A 17,286-nucleotide genomic window follows, 5' to 3' on the forward strand; every position below is an offset into this window, starting at 1 on the left:
AATGAAAAAGAGAGAAGTTCTCACATCCATTAAAGATGAAAAGCTGATTGTAGAGCGTCGTAATCAAATGATTAAAGGGGCCGTCACGCTATTTAAGGAAAAAGGTTTTCACCGAACAACAACAAGGGAGATTGCCAAAGCCGCTGGGTTTAGCATTGGTACGCTTTACGAATATATTCAGTCTAAAGAAGATGTTTTATATCTTGTATGTGACAATATTTATGATGAAGTGAGAGAGCGATTAGAAGAGATGGTAGTGGATCGTTATACAATCTCTGAGCTTCAACAAGCGATTCAGCACTATTTTAAAGTTGTGGATGAGCTTCAAGATGAAGTATTAGTCATGTACCAAGAAGCGAAATCGCTGTCTAAAGATGCGCTTCCATATGTATTAAAAAAAGAGCTGGATATGGTTGAAATGTTTAAGGTTATTATCGAAGGCTGCGTAGAAAACAATCAATTTGCACTTACGGATAAAGAAATTTCGCTGTTTGCTCATCATTTATTTGTTCAAGGTCAGATGTGGGCATTTCGCAGATGGTGGCTACAAAAGCATTATTCATTAGAAGAATATACAAATATGCAGTTAGATTTTTTACTTAAAAATTTTTCATTTCAACAACTGTGTGAGGGGGAGACAGTTTGAATACAAGCAAAAGACCGCTTCGTTTTTTAACCGCTTCTAGCCTGTTTGACGGCCACGACGCGTCCATTAATATTATGAGACGAATTCTTCAAGCCAAGGGGGTAGAAGTCATTCACCTGGGGCATAACCGATCTGTTGAAGAAATTGTTAACGCTTCCATACAAGAGGATGTTCAGGGGATTGCCATTTCTTCTTATCAAGGCGGCCACGTAGAATATTTTAAGTATATGTATGATTTACTCCAAGAACAACAGGCTTCTCATATTAAAATTTATGGCGGAGGAGGAGGGGTCATTATTCCGAGTGAGATTCAAGAGCTTCATGATTACGGCATTTCTAAAATCTTTTCTCCGGAAGATGGACGAAAAATGGGGTTAGAAGGCATGATTCAATTCATGATCGATGATTGTTATTACACAAATCCCCCTGCACTGCCGAAGGATCGAACCTTAACGCCGGCTAATGACCGTTTAATTGCCCAGCTTATTACATGCGCTGAAAATGAAGCCTATGAATACACAAAAGAGCACGCAGCCGCTCTTGAAGAAATCCGAGAAAGTGTAATTGAAAGCGAGACGGATCAAAAAATACCGGTTATTGGAATCACAGGAACCGGAGGAGCGGGGAAAAGTTCGCTTACGGATGAATTAGTAAGAAGGTTTATTGAACATATTCCAGATATTCATGTAGCTGTTTTATCCGTCGATCCAACTAAACAAAAAACCGGAGGAGCGCTTCTTGGGGATCGAATTCGCATGAACATCGCAGCGTCTCCTCGTGTGTATATGAGAAGTTTGGCCACGCGCTCATCTGGACATGAGCTATCGGCGGCCATTCGAGATGGAATTGCCGTCGTGAAAAAAGCGGGTTTCGACATTATCATTGTCGAAACAAGCGGCATCGGGCAAGCTGATGCTCAAGTCAAAGATATTGCAAACGTCTCTCTTTATGTAATGACAAGCGAATTTGGCGCGCCGTCGCAGTTAGAAAAGATTGAAATGATTGATTACGCAGACTTTATTGTAATCAATAAATTTGAAAAAAAAGGTTCCGAAGACGCAAAAAAACAAGTGCAGCGTCAATATCAGCGTAATCATCAGCTGTTTGAAAATAATCTTTCTACCATGCCAATTTACGGAACAATTGCGAGTCAGTTCAACGACGGGGGAACAAATATTTTATTTGAAGATCTTGTAAATCATCTGCATCAAACATGCCGTACGTCTTGGCACGTAGAAAAATCATCAGAGCGCGTAAGTGAAAAGAAATATACCATCATTCCTAATGATCAACAGCAATATTTACAGGAGATTGTAAACAGCGTTCGCTCTTATCACCGCAATACGGATGTTCAAGTGCAAACAGCGCGTAAATTTTATCAGCTAGAGGGTGCTCTGGAAGAAGTGGAAACAGAAACAGCTAAGCAAGAGCTCACTCAGCTAAAGGAGAAATATCAAAAACAGCTAACGGCTGAATCAATTGAAAAGCTGGAAAATTGGCCGAAATTAAAAAGTCAGTACGGGCAAGAAGAACTTATTACAAAGATAAGAAATAAAGAAATTAAAACCTCTCTGCAAGTTGGTACCCTATCAGGACTGCGTATTCCGCGCGTGGCCCTTCCAAAAGTCGAAGAATACGGGGAAGTTCTTCGTTTTCTTTATAAAGAAAATGTGCCAGGTGCGTTTCCTTATACAGCAGGTGTTTTTCCGTTTAAACGAAAAGGAGAAGATCCTAAGCGCCAATTCGCAGGCGAAGGAACACCAGAACGAACGAATCGCCGCTTTCACTATTTGTCAAAAGATGATGAGGCCAAGCGTTTAAGTACAGCGTTTGATTCTGTAACGCTTTATGGAGAAAATCCGGATCCAAGGCCGGATATCTTCGGGAAAATTGGCGAAAGCGGCGTAAATGTCTGTACGCTTGATGATATGAAACTCTTGTATAAGGGATTTGATCTTTGCCATCCGTCGACTTCCGTTTCGATGACGATCAATGGGCCGGCTCCAATATTACTAGCTATGTTTATGAATACAGCTATCTGTCAGCAGGTGGAGAAGAAGGAAGAGGAGCTGAAGCGTCCTCTAACAGAAGAGGAATACGAGGACGTAAAATCGGGTACGTTGAAACAAGTGAGAGGAACCGTTCAAGCGGATATTTTAAAAGAAGATCAAGGGCAAAATACGTGTATTTTTTCCACGGAATTTGCATTAAAAATGATGGGAGATATTCAGCAGTACTTTATTGACGAGAAAGTGCGCAACTATTATTCTGTTTCTATTTCAGGCTATCATATAGCTGAAGCAGGGGCTAACCCGATTTCTCAGCTAGCTTTTACATTGGCCAACGGCTTTACGTACGTGGAATATTACTTGAGTCGAGGCATGCACATTGATGATTTTGCTCCTAATTTATCGTTTTTCTTTAGTAATGGACTTGACCCTGAATACACAGTTATTGGACGTGTAGCGAGAAGAATCTGGGCAATTGTGATGCGTGATAAATACGGCGCGAATGAACGCAGTCAAAAGCTTAAGTATCATATTCAAACATCCGGCCGATCGCTTCATGCACAGGAAATTAACTTTAATGATATACGTACGACGCTGCAAGCCTTAATGGCCCTTCATGACAACTGCAACTCTCTTCATACCAATGCGTATGATGAAGCAATTACAACGCCGACAGAGGAATCTGTACGAAGAGCGATGGCCATTCAATTAATCATTACAAAAGAGCATGGATTAACTAAAAATGAAAATCCACTACAGGGCTCTTTTATTATTGATGAACTAACAGACTTGGTAGAAGAAGCGGTATTGGCTGAGTTCCAACGCTTAAATGATCGAGGCGGCGTTTTAGGTGCGATGGAAATGCAGTATCAGCGAGGTAAGATTCAAGATGAATCGATGGAATATGAGATGCAAAAACATACGGGAGATTTACCTATTATAGGAGTAAATACGTATATTAATCCAAATGAAGAGGAAAATTCCTCAGTTGATGACATGCAGTTAGCCCGCGCATCAAAAGAAGAAAAAAATCATCAAATTAATCAGCTTCAGAAGTTTCAACAGCAGCATGAAGAAAAAAGAGAAGATGCGCTGAAAAGGTTAAAGAAAGCTGCAACAGAAGGAGAGAACATTTTCAAAGAGTTAATGGAGACCGTTAAAGTAGCTAGCTTAGGGGAAATTACGCGAGCTTTATATGAATGCGGTGGGCAATATCGCCGAAATATGTAATAATGTATCGTTAGTATATAGTGATATATTAAAAGCCGAGATGACCGTTTGTGGGTCATCTCGGCTTTTATAGACCTAACCCTAGCGGAGTCAGAATAACTGATGGTGAATTCCTTTTGATCAAAGGATGTTATTGGCGTATTAAATAGAATGTATTATAGTGATAAAATGTCTATTTTTTCGTTGTTTTATGCGAAATTCTCGAGAATTTTAGAAACGAGGCTAGCATAAATGTATTGAATTTGTTTATAATGAATGGTATGTATTTATTCGTTTCCATCATTTACACATATGATGAATTGATTTAATAGATTTTCAATATACATAGTCATAGAAAGGATGTGCCAGATTTGAGTTTAGCACAGTACTCAAAAACGGATCTAAAAGAAATGTCGATGATTGAGATTGCTTATGCACTTCTAGAAGAAAAAACAGATCGTCAAGCAATGTCATTCCAAGAAATTATTGCTGAAATTAAAGCAGCAGCTGAAATGTCAGATCAAGAATTAAAAACGAGATTAGCTCAGTTTTATACAGATATTAATATTGATGGTCGCTTTTTAACAGTAGGGGACAACCACTGGGGTCTTCGTGGATGGTATCCTTTTGACCAAGCTGAAGAAGAAGTTATTCCGGTTGCAAAACCTAAAAAGAAAAAAGCGAAAAAAGCTGTTGTTGAAGAAGTTGAAGATTTTGATGATTTAGAAGAAGATTTGGATTATGAAGATGTTGATGATCTAGACGAAGAAGAAGATTTTGAAGACATTGACGAGCTAGAAGAAGATGAAGAAGATCTTGCAGAAGACGATTTTGACGATTTAGAAGATGATCTAGACGATGATGAGGAAGACGAAGAAGAAGATTATGAGGACGAAAAAGAAAAATAATCCTTCTTGACTTTTTCAAGCGAAGTAGGTAGAATCTTTTTTGGGCTCTTTAAACAAGCATTTAAAAAGTTTTTATTTAAAATAGACTATTGCTCCCAATCCAGTTTTGGTATTGGGAGCAATTTTTTTATTTTATCTATCCATGTTTTACACCCCGATATGTTCTTATAAATCCTTGATAGAAACTTTCTTTTGGTTCTTGAACGTTTCACATTCATAAGGTTTCTTATAATTTCGCATGCACAATGAATGAATTGTGATTGTTTATGTGAAAACTTTTAATATTGTACAGTTCAAATTATTTAGAGGGGGAAGTATAGATGACAAAGTATATTTTCGTAACAGGCGGTGTTGTATCATCTCTAGGAAAAGGGATTACAGCAGCTTCTTTAGGCCGTTTATTAAAAAACCGTGGGTTGAACGTAACGATTCAAAAGTTTGATCCATACATTAATGTAGACCCAGGAACAATGAGTCCATACCAACACGGTGAGGTATTCGTAACGGATGACGGCGCGGAAACAGACTTAGACTTAGGTCACTATGAGCGTTTTATCGATATCAACTTAAATCGCTACAGCAACGTAACAACAGGTAAAGTATATTCAACAGTATTGAAAAAAGAGCGTCGCGGTGATTATTTAGGCGGAACAGTTCAGGTTATTCCGCACATCACAAATGAAATTAAAGAACGCGTTTTCCGTGCAGGTAAAGAAACAAACGCAGATGTTGTTATTACTGAAATCGGCGGAACGGTAGGAGATATTGAATCACTTCCTTTCCTAGAAGCTATTCGTCAAATCAAAAGTGATATTGGCCGTGACAATGTTATGTATATCCATTGTACACTTGTGCCATATTTAAAAGCTGCTGGTGAAATGAAAACAAAACCAACACAGCATAGTGTAAAAGAGTTACGTAGCTTAGGCATTCAGCCAAATGTTATCGTTGTTCGTACAGAAATGCCAATTTCTGAAGATATGAAAGACAAGCTAGCTTTATTCTGCGACATTGATCCAAAAGCGGTTATTGAGTGTGCAGACGCTGAAACATTATATGAAATTCCACTATCTTTACAAGAGCAGCACCTAGATCAAATCACATGCGATCACTTGAAATTAGATTGCAAAGAAGCAGAAATGACTGAGTGGAAAGCACTGGTTGAGAAAGTAAAAGGACTTTCAAATACGACAAAAATTGCATTGGTTGGTAAGTATGTAGAGCTTCAAGATGCTTATATTTCTGTCGTAGAAGCAATGAAACATGCTGGATATGCATTCGATGCAGATGTAAACATCAAGTGGGTAAATTCTGAATTTGTAACAAAAGAAAATGCTCAAGATTTACTTGGTGATGTAGATGGTATCTTAGTTCCAGGTGGATTTGGTGATCGTGGAATTGAAGGTAAAATTGTAGCAACACAATATGCACGTGAGCAAAAGGTTCCATTCTTAGGTATTTGCTTAGGTATGCAGCTGGCATCAGTTGAGTTTGCGCGTAATGTATTAGGCTTAGAAGGCGCACATTCAGCGGAAATTGCACCTGGAACAAATTATCCAATTATTGACTTGTTACCAGAACAAAAAGACGTAGAGGACCTAGGCGGTACATTGCGTTTAGGACTATACCCTTGTAAATTGTCTGAAGATACGCTTGCATATGAAGCATATCAAGATGAAGTGGTATATGAGCGTCATCGTCACCGTTATGAATTTAATAACGAATACCGTCAACAAATGGAAGAGAAAGGCTTTATCTTCTCTGGTACAAGCCCAGACGGCCGTTTAATTGAAATTGTAGAGCTAAAAGACCACCCATGGTTCTTGGCTTCACAATTCCACCCAGAGTTTACTTCTCGTCCAACAAGACCGCAACCATTGTTCAGAGAATTTATTCGTGCATCAATGGAGTCAGGCCAAAACAAATAAGTGAAATAAAAAACACGCTGTCTTTAGACAGCGTGTTTTTTATTCATATTCTTCTACGATTTCTTTTAATGTGAAAATTAAACCGTAGTACGCGTATAAAGCGACCATCATTGCTGGAAAACCAAATCTTGAGCCGTCTTCTCCAGGAATAAGCGGCTTTAACAATTTTGTATCAATATGAGCATCTGCGAGTGCTGTTAAAGAAGGTTCGGCTATCTCTTTAGGAACAGCAGCAATGCTAACAAATGGAATATCCCGTTTCTTTAAACGTTCAGCTATTTCCACTGCTTTATTATCTGTTGAAAATCGAGAGATAAGCAGTACGCGATCAACGCTAGTCAGCTGATCTAATTCATGTAAAGGCAAAGCTTTTGCCTGACTTAAAGGTTCTGCACTGCTTAGTGCTTCAAGCGTAATGGCGTGCATTTCTTCTACACCATAAATATAGATAAATCCTTCTCCGACAGAGGCCTGTGCTAAAATACGCGCGGCATCTTCAAATTGGAATTCTTCTTGTTCTTCAATTCGTTTAAAAAAACCTGAAAGTTGAGTTGTGAAAATTTTAAGCATAGAATCTCCCTTCGATTTAAGCGGCTAAAGCCGTCTATCTACACATTATAACGAAAAAAGCTATCTGTATTCTATCTTGAAATGAGCTACAATGAAAGTAAAGTGCAATGAAGTTGGATGGATGACAAAAAAAGCTATGTTTTGTAACAATTTCTCTAATAAGCAGGGATTTTTGTTTTAAAGGCGAAATACATATGTTAGTTTTGTCTGTAGAAGAGGAATATAAAAGGTGGGATTATATTGGCAGAGAAAATTTTAATTGTTGATGATCAGTATGGTATACGTATTTTATTAACGGAAGTGCTGCAAAAAGAAGGCTATACGACATTTCAAGCGGCGAACGGCTTCCAGGCGATTGATATTACAAAAGAGCAAGCACCGGATCTTGTCTTATTAGATATGAAAATTCCAGGAATGGATGGAATTGAAATTTTAAAAAAGTTAAAGCAGCACGATGAAACGATTAAAGTCATTATTATGACCGCTTATGGTGAATTGGATATGATTCAAGAAGCAAAAGATTTAGGAGCATTAACACACTTTGCAAAACCGTTTGATATTGATGAAATCCGAAAAGTTGTTAGGGAATATATACCAGTAAAGTCGAATTAAGGTTTTGGTAGGGTTTTCATCCTAACAAATTTTGAATATCAGCCTAAAAATGTTGCTGTTTTCATTGTTAGTTGGTATCCTAATTACTGTATTCATAATTCGACAATCTATTATGTAAAGATGCGCGTTGTTTCTACATGAAACACTCAATTCAAGAGCATACTATTTGAGTGTGCCTTTTGGTTAGCATCTAATCTAAGGTTGATTTTAAGGAGGATTTCAATATGCCTTTAGTATCAATGAAAGAAATGCTTATTACAGCAAAAGAACAAGGCTATGCAGTAGGTCAATTTAACTTAAATAACTTAGAGTTTACTCAAGCTATTCTTCAAGCAGCAAAAGAAGAAAACTCTCCAGTTATTCTTGGTGTATCTGAAGGTGCAGCACGCTACATGGGCGGTTTCAAAACTGTTGTAGCAATGGTTGAAGCTCTAATCGAAGATTACGACGTTCAAGTACCAGTTGCAATTCACTTAGACCACGGTTCAAGCTTTGAATCATGTGCAAAAGCAATCCATGCTGGATTCACTTCTGTAATGATCGATGCTTCTCACCACCCATTTGAAGAAAACATTGCAATTACTTCTAAAGTAGTTGAACTAGCTCACTTCCACGGAGTATCTGTAGAAGCAGAACTAGGAACTGTTGGTGGACAAGAAGACGACGTTATTGCTGAGGGCGTTATCTATGCAGATGCTAACGAGTGTGAAGAACTTGTTAACCGTACAGGTATCGATTGCTTAGCTCCAGCATTAGGATCAGTTCACGGACCATACAAAGGTGAACCAAACCTAGGTTTTGCTGAAATGAAAGAAATCGGAGATCGTACAGGCTTACCATTAGTTTTACATGGTGGAACTGGTATTCCAACAAAAGATATCCAAAAATCAGTTTCTTTAGGTACTGCTAAAATCAACGTAAACACTGAAAACCAAATTGCTTCAGCTAAAGCTGTTCGTGAAGTATTAGCTGCGCAACCTGAACAATATGATCCACGTAAATACTTAGGACCTGCTCGCGAAGCAATCAAAGAAACGGTTCAAGGTAAAATGCGTGAATTCGGTTCTTCTAACAAAGCATAATTTGAAATCTTCGGATTGCCTGTTTGCAGTTAGTTGAGTCTGAAAAATAAAACCGTCTTATTTTCATTGTAAGGCGGTTTTATTTTTACTATAATTTTCTTATCATTCTGAATACATAACACAGGGGGATGGCATTCATGAAGTTTTTTATTGATACAGCTAATTTAGACGAAATTAAGGAAGCGCATTCATTGGGTTTGTTAGCGGGGGTTACAACAAATCCTAGTTTAGTAGCTAAAGAGAACATCACGTTTGAAGATCGTCTTCGTGAAATTACAGAGTTCGTTGAAGGGTCTGTAAGTGCAGAAGTGATTGCGCTTGATGCAGCAGGCATGATTCGCGAAGGAAAAGAGCTTGCTGCGATTGCGCCGAATATCACAATCAAGGTACCGATGACTCCAGATGGCTTAAAAGCAGTAAAAGAATTTACTAGTTTAGGTATTAAGACAAACGTTACGCTTATTTTCTCAGCTAACCAAGCGTTAATGGCAGCAAGAGCAGGTGCTACTTACGTATCGCCTTTCTTAGGAAGATTAGACGATATTGGTTTTAATGGTCTCGATTTAATCTCAGATATCGCAGATATTTTTGCGATTCATGACATTCCATCAGAAATTATTGCAGCATCTATTCGTCATCCGATGCACGTAACAGAAGCTGCAAAAAATGGAGCACATATTGCGACAATTCCTTACAAAGTTTTAATGCAATTGTTCAAACATCCGTTAACAAACGCAGGAATTGAACAATTTTTGGCAGATTGGGAAAAACGAAATGTCTAAACATGTATAAATTTGTGTGGTGTTTACCATCCTGACAGGTGAATGCCATATTTTTCTTTTATCTTGTCGAAACTATACATGATTTTTTCATTTTCGTGTACACTAGTAGGTAATAGGAAAAATAACCATTCTTTTAGGTATTCTTTGTACCAAAATTTTCCTCAATTACTAGGTGAGAAACTTTCTTTCACTAGAAGGGAGCTATAAATGGAAAAGTTAAAAATACAAGGTGGCTTTACCTTAAGTGGATCCGTCCGCGTCAGTGGTGCTAAAAATAGTGCCGTTGCGCTTATTCCAGCAACAATTTTAGCCGAGTCACCTGTTACAATTGAAGGTCTGCCCGATATTTCAGACGTGCAGTTATTAGGGGATTTAGTTGAAGAAATTGGTGGGAAAGTAACTATTGATAACGACGAATTAACAGTAGATCCATCCGGAATGGTTGCAATGCCTTTACCGAACGGAAAAGTAAAAAAATTACGCGCTTCTTATTATTTAATGGGGGCGATGTTGGGACGCTTTAAAAAAGCGGTAGTTGGGCTTCCAGGAGGCTGTTACCTTGGTCCTAGACCAATCGATCAGCACATTAAAGGCTTTGAAGCTCTTGGCGCTAAAGTAACAAATGAACAAGGAGCTATTTACATTCGAGCTGAGGAACTGATTGGTGCTCGAATTTATTTAGACGTTGTTAGCGTAGGAGCAACAATCAATATTATGCTCGCTGCTGTAAGAGCAAAAGGGCGTACCGTTATTGAGAATGCTGCTAAAGAGCCTGAAATTATTGATGTAGCTACGTTGCTGACAAGTATGGGTGCCCGTATTAAAGGTGCAGGTACGGATGTTATTCGAATTGATGGAGTAGATCAATTAAAAGGATGCCGTCATTCCATCATTCCAGACCGAATTGAAGCAGGCACATATATGATCATGGGAGCGAGTATGGGAAAAGAAGTTGTTGTGGACAACGTTATCCCTCAGCATTTGGAGTCATTAACGGCTAAAATGCGTGAGATGGGTATTCATATCGAAACAAGCTCAGATCAGATTCTTGTAGCGACTCGTCAGCTATTGAAGCCCGTAGATATTAAGACGCTAGTATATCCAGGTTTTCCAACTGATTTACAGCAGCCATTTACGACGCTTCTAACAAGAGCGTCTGGTACAAGCGTTGTGACAGATACAATTTATGGTGCAAGGTTTAAGCATATTGATGAACTGAGACGAATGAATGCATCTGTTAAGGTAGAAGGGCGTTCTGCTATTATTAATGGTCCCATTCACTTACAAGGTGCACGTGTGAAAGCGTCGGACTTACGGGCAGGAGCAGCTCTCGTAACCGCTGGCTTAATGGCCAAAGGGATTACAGAGGTAACGGGTTTAGAGCACATTGACCGAGGTTACAGTCATTTAGTAGACAAGCTATCGGATTTAGGGGCAATGATTTGGCGTGAAGAGATGACTCAAGAGGAAATTGAGCAATTTCAAAATTCATAAAGGCAAATCGGTGCCACAGTCATGAAAGCAAAGTTTAGAAATGAGCTTTTTAATAAGCTACACAGGCGTAGGAGCGTTCTTCTATCTCTGTGTAGCTTATATATTTATGAATAGGGTAAATAGATAAAAAGGGAAGCTAAAAGGTAAATTTCACTTCTTATTTTAACGTCCAGTTTATTTCCTTTAATGTGAAATTATGAAAAGGTTTTCCTCGCTTCTCGTAAGCTATTAAATTTCCTTTTTTTTATTCATCTTCTAAAGTAAAAAAAGATTGATTAAAAAGATAGAAAAAGGTTAGAATATAAATTGCTACGTTAAATTTATCAAGATAATATAAATGGTTTTATGTCGGAATTATTCTTCTAAAAGTGTATAGTTAATCAATTGATTCTACTTATTATACTTCAAAGGTTATATTCTCCATTTTCACAGATTTATTCCATCCATATCATCTCTCAATTTTATATTTGAATTTAATATGGGAGGAACGGTTAAAAATTATTCATTATAAAGCGTGGTGTCCTAATGAACTTAACATTATCCAGTTTAGAAAATATGAAATTAAAAGAGCTGTATGAACATGCTCGTGAGTATAAAGTTTCGTACTATAGTAAATTAACGAAAAAAGAACTTGTCTTTGCTATTTTAAAGGCTCAAGCTGAACAAGATGGGCTTTTATTTATGGAAGGCGTTCTTGAAATTATTCAATCAGAAGGATTCGGTTTCTTACGACCAATTAACTATTCACCGAGTTCAGAAGATATTTATATCTCAGCTTCACAAATTCGTCGCTTCGATCTGCGTAATGGAGACAAGGTATCGGGGAAAGTTCGTCCTCCAAAAGAAAATGAGCGCTACTACGGATTATTACATGTAGAAGCAGTAAACGGAGAAGATCCGGAAACGTCAAAAGATCGCGTACATTTTCCAGCGCTAACGCCAATTTATCCAAATGAACAAATGCTGCTAGAAACTCAGCCAAGAAGTTTCTCTACGCGTATTATTGACTTGATTTCACCAATTGGATTTGGGCAAAGGGGACTAATTGTCGCACCGCCAAAAGCAGGTAAAACGATGCTATTAAAAGAAATTGCCAATAGCATTACAACGAATCATCCTGATGCAGAATTGATTGTTCTTCTTATTGATGAGCGTCCTGAGGAAGTGACGGACATTGAGCGTTCGGTTGACGGTGATGTTGTCAGTTCTACATTTGACGAAGTGCCAGAAAACCACATTAAAGTAGCGGAACTTGTACTTGAACGTGCGATGAGATTAGTTGAACACAAAAAAGATGTTGTCATTTTGATGGACAGCATCACAAGACTTGCTCGTGCTTATAACTTAGTTATTCCACCGAGCGGTCGTACACTATCAGGGGGTATTGACCCGGCTGCTTTTCACCGTCCAAAACGATTCTTTGGAGCGGCTCGTAACATTGAAGATGGAGGCAGCTTAACCATTCTGGCAACAGCCTTAATTGATACAGGCTCTCGTATGGATGATGTTATTTATGAAGAGTTTAAAGGTACAGGTAACATGGAACTGCATCTAGATCGTTCACTAGCTGAAAAACGTATCTTCCCTGCGATTGACATTCGTCGCTCAGGCACACGTAAAGAAGAGCTGTTAATTCCAAAAGAGCATTTAGACCATCTATGGGCAATTCGTAAATCAATGGCAGATGCTCCTGATTTTGCAGAAAAATTCTTAAAACGTTTACGTCAAACAAAGACAAATGAAGAGTTCTTCTCGATGTTAACGGAAGAGAAAAAAACACTTCTAGCAAATAAACGATAAGTTATAAAACATGTGGTTGCAAAAGCATACAACCCTTGTTATAATTTCATCATGTGTGTTGATAAAGTACACAGTGAAATAGTTATTATTTCATCACTATCTTTATCAATAAACTCTGTTTCAGAATGATTCAGGGCGGAAGGAGATGAAACGAATGAAAACAGGAATTCATCCAAACTATAAAACAGTTATGGTTAAATGTACTTGCGGAAACGAATTTGAAAGTGGTTCTGTAAAAGAAGAGATCCGCGTTGAGACTTGTTCTGAATGTCACCCATTCTACACTGGTCGTCAAAAATTCGCTGAAGCTGGTGGCCGTGTTGATCGCTTCAACAAAAAATACGGTCTTAAATAATCACATTGTCGAAACAAACAGGCAAGTAGCTTAACTTCTTGCCTGTTTTTTTGCTTATAAAAGTAGAAAAACAGTGTCTGCTTGATAAAAAAGTGGGTACTTTATCATAGGAATAAGATCTACATAGAAGACGTAGATTAAGTTAGTAGCGGTTCGCTCAGAAACGGAACGAGAAGAAGGGAGAGTCCCGCAGTGGTGTACGTAATGAAACAAAGCGGTTGGATAGAAGTAATTTGTGGCAGTATGTTTTCAGGGAAATCAGAAGAGTTAATTCGACGTGTGCGCCGCACGCAGTTTGCTAAACAAAAAGCACAAGTGTTCAAGCCTGCAATCGATAATCGATATAGCGAAGAAGCGGTCGTTTCACATAATGGTACATCTGTTATGGCTTATTCAATCTCGGCATCGCGCGATATTTTAAAGCGAGTAGATGAAGAGACAGACGTAGTAGCGATAGATGAAGTACAGTTTTTTGACACAGATATTTTAGAAATTGTTCAATCTTTAGCGGATCAAGGCTTTCGTGTGATTGTAGCGGGGTTAGATCAAGACTTCAAAGGTGAACCTTTTGGACAAATGCCGCAGTTAATGGCTATTGCAGAGTCGGTAACAAAGCTACAGGCTGTGTGCGCTTCATGTGGCTCTCCTGCGAGCCGTACACAGCGTTTGATTAACGGTGAGCCTGCTTCTTATGACGACCCTATTATTTTAGTCGGTGCGTCTGAATCGTACGAACCAAGATGTCGTCATTGCCACGTTGTGCAAAAGTCTAAAGGACAAGCTGTGTCTGTGGACTCAAGCGAAATGGTCGAAAAATAAAGCAAGAATTTTATGATGATAAAAACAGAACGCGCAGTTCTGTTTTTTTGTTCATATACGTGTATTAACAAGGTTTTGACTCTATTTTAAAGCTATACTATAATTACAATGTTATGGATAAAGAATGAGGTGAATGACGTGTTTGATCGTTTAGAAGCGGTAGAGGCGCGCTATGAGAAGTTAAACGAACTTCTGAGTGACCCTGAGATCGTAAACAACCCCTCTAAGTTGAGAGAATATTCGAAGGAACAATCAGATATACAACAAACGGTAGCGGCTTATCAGGAATACAAAGATGTAAAAGAGCAGTTATCAGAAGCGAAAACGATGCTTGAAGATAAGCTTGATGCAGATATGCGTGACATGGTAAAAGAAGAAATTGCCGAGTTAGAAACGCAGCAAGAAGAGCTAGTTGAAAAGCTACGTATTTTATTAATTCCAAAAGATCCAAACGATGATAAAAACGTAATCATGGAGGTTCGTGGAGCGGCTGGTGGAGATGAAGCAGCATTATTCGCAGCTAATTTGTACCGAATGTATTCGCGCTTTGCTGAATCACAAGGCTGGAAAACAGAAGTAATGGAAGCAACGACTACTGGAGTAGGCGGTTATAAAGAAATTATCTTTATGATTAACGGTAAAGGTGCGTACTCAAAGATGAAATTTGAAAACGGTGCACACCGTGTTCAACGAGTTCCTGAAACAGAATCAGGCGGTCGTATTCATACATCTACAGCAACGGTAGCATGTCTTCCTGAAGCGGAAGAAGTCGAAGTGGACATTCATGAAAAAGACATCCGTGTAGATACATTTGCTTCAAGTGGACCTGGTGGCCAAAGTGTTAATACGACGATGTCAGCCGTTCGTTTAACGCATTTACCAACAAATACAGTGGTATCATGTCAAGATGAAAAGTCTCAAATTAAAAATAAAGAAAAAGCAATGAAAGTATTGCGCGCTCGCGTGTACGATAAGTTCCAGCGAGAAGCACAAGCAGAGTACGATGCAACGCGCAAACAAGCAGTTGGATCCGGAGATCGCTCCGAGCGTATCCGTACGTATAACTTCCCGCAAAATCGCGTAACGGACCACCGTATTGGTCTGACGATTCAAAAGCTAGATCAAATCTTAGAAGGCAAGCTTGATGAAATTATCGATGCATTAGTCATGGAAGACCAAGCGCGCCGAATGGAAGATTCGAACTAATGAAAGTATTTGAAGCCCTTAAGTGGGCTTCTTCTTTTTTGAAAGAGGCAAAGCGAGATGAAAACGCGGGAGAACTCTTGCTTCGCCATCACTTGCAGATGACGAGAACTCATTTGCTAGGTGCTCTGCAGGAAGAACTAGAAGAAGAAATTCTAAAAAGATTTGAACAAGATGTCCATGCTCATAAAGCAGGTATGCCTGTACAATATCTAATCGGGACAGAAGAATTTTACGGGCGTTCATTTATTGTAAACGAACATGTATTAATTCCAAGACCCGAAACGGAAGAGCTGGTATACGGAATGATTTCTCGAATAAAAAAAGAATTTCAACACCAGCCTATTGAGCTTGTAGATATTGGAACGGGAAGTGGGGCAATTGCTATCACTTTAGCTTTGGAGGTTGACAGAGTGGAAGTTACAGCAACAGATATAGCTATAGAATCTTTAAGCGTAGCCAAAGAAAATGCTCAAAACCTGGACGCTGCTGTCACGTTTATACAGGGAGATCTATTACAACCATTTCTATTATCGAATCAGAAATTTGATGTAATTGTGTCTAATCCGCCTTATATTCCAGCAGATGATGAGTTGTCCACAGTGGTAAAAGATCATGAGCCAAACCGAGCTCTTTTTGGTGGAAAAGATGGCCTGGATTTTTATCGGCGTTTCATGGAAGAGTTGCCATATGTGACGAAGTCAAATAGTATTATTGGATTTGAAGTCGGGGCCGGACAGACAAAAGATGTAGCTGAGATGCTGCAAAAAACGTTTCCGACAGCTTTTGTAGAATGTGTATATGATATTAATGGAAAAGATCGAATGGTTTTTGCACAACTTCGCGAGAACTAAAAAAATCAGAGGGAATGATTTTCCCTTTGATTTTTGAAAATCATGCATTTTTTTACTAAATTACTAGTTTAAGATATCTTGCTTTCGGCCATACTGTTCCTATGAAAGGGCGGTGGCCGAAATGAAGAAATATGCTATCATTTATTTTATTTTATTAATTATTGGAGCAAATGCTCAACTTATATATACACATAACCAAGTGCAGGCAGATCAGCCTGCAGTCATTCCAGACGAGGCAATTCGACTGCGCATTTTAGCAAACAGCGACGGTGAAAAAGACCAGTACGTAAAACGTCTGATTCGTGACCGCGTGAACGAACAAATCACAGAATGGGTAAAAGATTTAACATCTGTAACTGTAGCTCGAAAAACAATTAAAGAAAATTTGCCGGCGCTTGAAACAATTGCGAAAGAAGTGCTAAAAGAAGAAGGCGTAAATGAATCTGTTCATGTTAAATTCGGAAAAGTAGAGTTTCCTACTAAGTTGTACGGTCAGTTTTTATATCCAGCAGGTGAGTATGAAGCCGTGCTTATTACTCTTGGCAAAGGAGAGGGAGCAAACTGGTGGTGCGTACTATTTCCTCCTTTATGCTTCTTAGATTTCTCAAACGGTGAAGCGGTAAAAGCGCCGGAGCCATCTGAAGAAGAGCCAAAGGAAGAAAAAGAGAAACCAGCAGCTTCTGAATCAAAATCTGCAGACAAAACAGATGACAAATCGGCTGAAAGTAAAGAGCCCGCAGTGAAAACAGAAATTCAATCTGCAACTATTACATCAGATTCTATTGAGCAGAAAGCTGAGGAATCTTCTCAACCAACAGTATCTTCTAAAGAAGCAATTGCAAAAGATACAAGCACAGTAAAGGAAGAAACAAGTGCTAAGGCTGAAAAAAAGGAAAGTAAAGAAGCTGAAAAGTCTATTTCATCTAAGAAAAAAGCTGATTCTAAATCAAAAGAAGATTCTGTAGAAGTTAAGTTTTTTGTAGTAGAATGGGTATCGTCAGTATTTAATTAATAG

The 17,286-nt window shown here is 38.6% G+C and carries 15 protein-coding genes; 14 read left to right on the forward strand and 1 reads right to left on the reverse strand.

What is annotated here, in order from left to right; translation table 11 throughout:
* The first annotated feature begins 1 nt into the window (after position 1).
* The 4 genes from ACFX4R_RS18705 to ACFX4R_RS18720 all read left to right on the forward strand — a co-directional run bounded on the left by ACFX4R_RS18705 (position 2) and on the right by ACFX4R_RS18720 (position 6,700).
* Positions 2–646: a TetR/AcrR family transcriptional regulator gene (locus tag ACFX4R_RS18705; protein WP_013085484.1), complete on the forward strand. Its 645-nt coding sequence runs from the start codon at positions 2–4 to the stop codon at positions 644–646.
* Positions 643–3,885 carry a fused isobutyryl-CoA mutase/GTPase IcmF gene (icmF, locus tag ACFX4R_RS18710; protein ID WP_280560591.1) on the forward strand — a complete coding sequence of 1,081 codons (3,243 nt, stop codon included), beginning with the start codon at positions 643–645 and terminating at the stop codon, positions 3,883–3,885. The genes ACFX4R_RS18705 and icmF overlap by 4 nt, the downstream gene beginning before the upstream one ends.
* A gap of 350 nt (positions 3,886–4,235) precedes the next feature.
* Positions 4,236–4,772, forward strand: a complete 537-nt coding sequence (gene rpoE / locus ACFX4R_RS18715; RefSeq protein WP_043977497.1) for a DNA-directed RNA polymerase subunit delta — start codon at positions 4,236–4,238, stop codon at positions 4,770–4,772.
* Between the two features lie 320 nt (positions 4,773–5,092).
* Complete coding sequence (locus ACFX4R_RS18720; RefSeq protein ID WP_043977495.1) at positions 5,093–6,700, forward strand: CTP synthase; 1,608 nt, start codon at positions 5,093–5,095, stop codon at positions 6,698–6,700.
* Between the two features lie 39 nt (positions 6,701–6,739).
* Here the strand turns inward: ACFX4R_RS18720 and ACFX4R_RS18725 are convergent, their stop codons facing one another.
* On the reverse strand, positions 6,740–7,270 hold the full coding sequence (locus tag ACFX4R_RS18725) for a DUF2529 family protein (RefSeq protein WP_043977494.1): 531 nt from the start codon (positions 7,268–7,270) through the stop codon (positions 6,740–6,742).
* Positions 7,271–7,507: 237 nt separating this feature from the next.
* On the opposite strand from ACFX4R_RS18725, the gene ACFX4R_RS18730 reads away from it, so the two are divergent.
* The 10 genes from ACFX4R_RS18730 (at position 7,508) to spoIIR (ending at position 17,283) form a co-directional block, all read left to right on the forward strand.
* A complete protein-coding gene (locus ACFX4R_RS18730; protein ID WP_377570123.1) occupies positions 7,508–7,882 on the forward strand; it encodes a response regulator in 375 nt (124 codons plus the stop codon).
* A gap of 224 nt (positions 7,883–8,106) precedes the next feature.
* Entirely contained in the window at positions 8,107–8,964 is an 858-nt protein-coding gene (locus tag ACFX4R_RS18735) for a class II fructose-bisphosphate aldolase (RefSeq protein WP_013059826.1), read from the forward strand.
* A gap of 137 nt (positions 8,965–9,101) precedes the next feature.
* Positions 9,102–9,746 (forward strand): fructose-6-phosphate aldolase, encoded by a 645-nt coding sequence (gene fsa, locus ACFX4R_RS18740; RefSeq protein ID WP_043977491.1) that lies wholly within the window; start codon positions 9,102–9,104, stop codon positions 9,744–9,746.
* A gap of 207 nt (positions 9,747–9,953) precedes the next feature.
* Entirely contained in the window at positions 9,954–11,240 is a 1,287-nt protein-coding gene (locus ACFX4R_RS18745; RefSeq protein ID WP_013059824.1) for a UDP-N-acetylglucosamine 1-carboxyvinyltransferase, read from the forward strand.
* 525 nt (positions 11,241–11,765) lie between these two features.
* Positions 11,766–13,040 (forward strand): transcription termination factor Rho, encoded by a 1,275-nt coding sequence (gene rho / locus ACFX4R_RS18750; RefSeq protein WP_013059823.1) that lies wholly within the window; start codon positions 11,766–11,768, stop codon positions 13,038–13,040.
* 154 nt (positions 13,041–13,194) lie between these two features.
* Entirely contained in the window at positions 13,195–13,395 is a 201-nt protein-coding gene (gene rpmE / locus ACFX4R_RS18755) for a 50S ribosomal protein L31 (protein ID WP_013085477.1), read from the forward strand.
* A 204-nt stretch (positions 13,396–13,599) separates the two neighbouring features.
* The gene (locus ACFX4R_RS18760; RefSeq protein ID WP_226897604.1) at positions 13,600–14,214 is read left to right on the forward strand and encodes a thymidine kinase; all 615 of its coding nucleotides are present in this window, start codon (positions 13,600–13,602) and stop codon (positions 14,212–14,214) included.
* A gap of 138 nt (positions 14,215–14,352) precedes the next feature.
* Positions 14,353–15,420: a peptide chain release factor 1 gene (gene prfA / locus ACFX4R_RS18765; RefSeq protein ID WP_013059820.1), complete on the forward strand. Its 1,068-nt coding sequence runs from the start codon at positions 14,353–14,355 to the stop codon at positions 15,418–15,420.
* Positions 15,420–16,271 (forward strand): peptide chain release factor N(5)-glutamine methyltransferase, encoded by an 852-nt coding sequence (gene prmC / locus ACFX4R_RS18770; protein WP_043977488.1) that lies wholly within the window; start codon positions 15,420–15,422, stop codon positions 16,269–16,271. The genes prfA and prmC overlap by 1 nt, the downstream gene beginning before the upstream one ends.
* A 121-nt stretch (positions 16,272–16,392) precedes the next feature.
* Entirely contained in the window at positions 16,393–17,283 is an 891-nt protein-coding gene (gene spoIIR, locus ACFX4R_RS18775) for a stage II sporulation protein R (protein WP_025752486.1), read from the forward strand.
* Positions 17,284–17,286 lie beyond the last annotated feature (3 nt).

This window comes from Priestia sp. YIM B13490 (assembly GCF_042787735.1).
Lineage (GTDB): Bacteria > Bacillota > Bacilli > Bacillales > Bacillaceae_H > Priestia > Priestia megaterium.

What these genes read in the sequence shown, in the direction of transcription:
- ACFX4R_RS18720 (WP_043977495.1), top strand. Translation starts at nt 5,093, where the DNA reads ATGACAAAGTATATTTTCGTAACAGGCGGTGTTGTATCATCTCTAGGA.
- spoIIR (WP_025752486.1), top strand. Translation starts at nt 16,393, where the DNA reads ATGAAGAAATATGCTATCATTTATTTTATTTTATTAATTATTGGAGCA.
- ACFX4R_RS18705 (WP_013085484.1), top strand. Translation starts at nt 2, where the DNA reads ATGAAAAAGAGAGAAGTTCTCACATCCATTAAAGATGAAAAGCTGATT.
- rpmE (WP_013085477.1), top strand. Translation starts at nt 13,195, where the DNA reads ATGAAAACAGGAATTCATCCAAACTATAAAACAGTTATGGTTAAATGT.
- prmC (WP_043977488.1), top strand. Translation starts at nt 15,420, where the DNA reads ATGAAAGTATTTGAAGCCCTTAAGTGGGCTTCTTCTTTTTTGAAAGAG.
- fsa (WP_043977491.1), top strand. Translation starts at nt 9,102, where the DNA reads ATGAAGTTTTTTATTGATACAGCTAATTTAGACGAAATTAAGGAAGCG.
- ACFX4R_RS18725 (WP_043977494.1), bottom strand. Translation starts at nt 7,270, where the DNA reads ATGCTTAAAATTTTCACAACTCAACTTTCAGGTTTTTTTAAACGAATT.
- ACFX4R_RS18745 (WP_013059824.1), top strand. Translation starts at nt 9,954, where the DNA reads ATGGAAAAGTTAAAAATACAAGGTGGCTTTACCTTAAGTGGATCCGTC.
- ACFX4R_RS18760 (WP_226897604.1), top strand. Translation starts at nt 13,600, where the DNA reads ATGAAACAAAGCGGTTGGATAGAAGTAATTTGTGGCAGTATGTTTTCA.
- ACFX4R_RS18735 (WP_013059826.1), top strand. Translation starts at nt 8,107, where the DNA reads ATGCCTTTAGTATCAATGAAAGAAATGCTTATTACAGCAAAAGAACAA.
- rho (WP_013059823.1), top strand. Translation starts at nt 11,766, where the DNA reads ATGAACTTAACATTATCCAGTTTAGAAAATATGAAATTAAAAGAGCTG.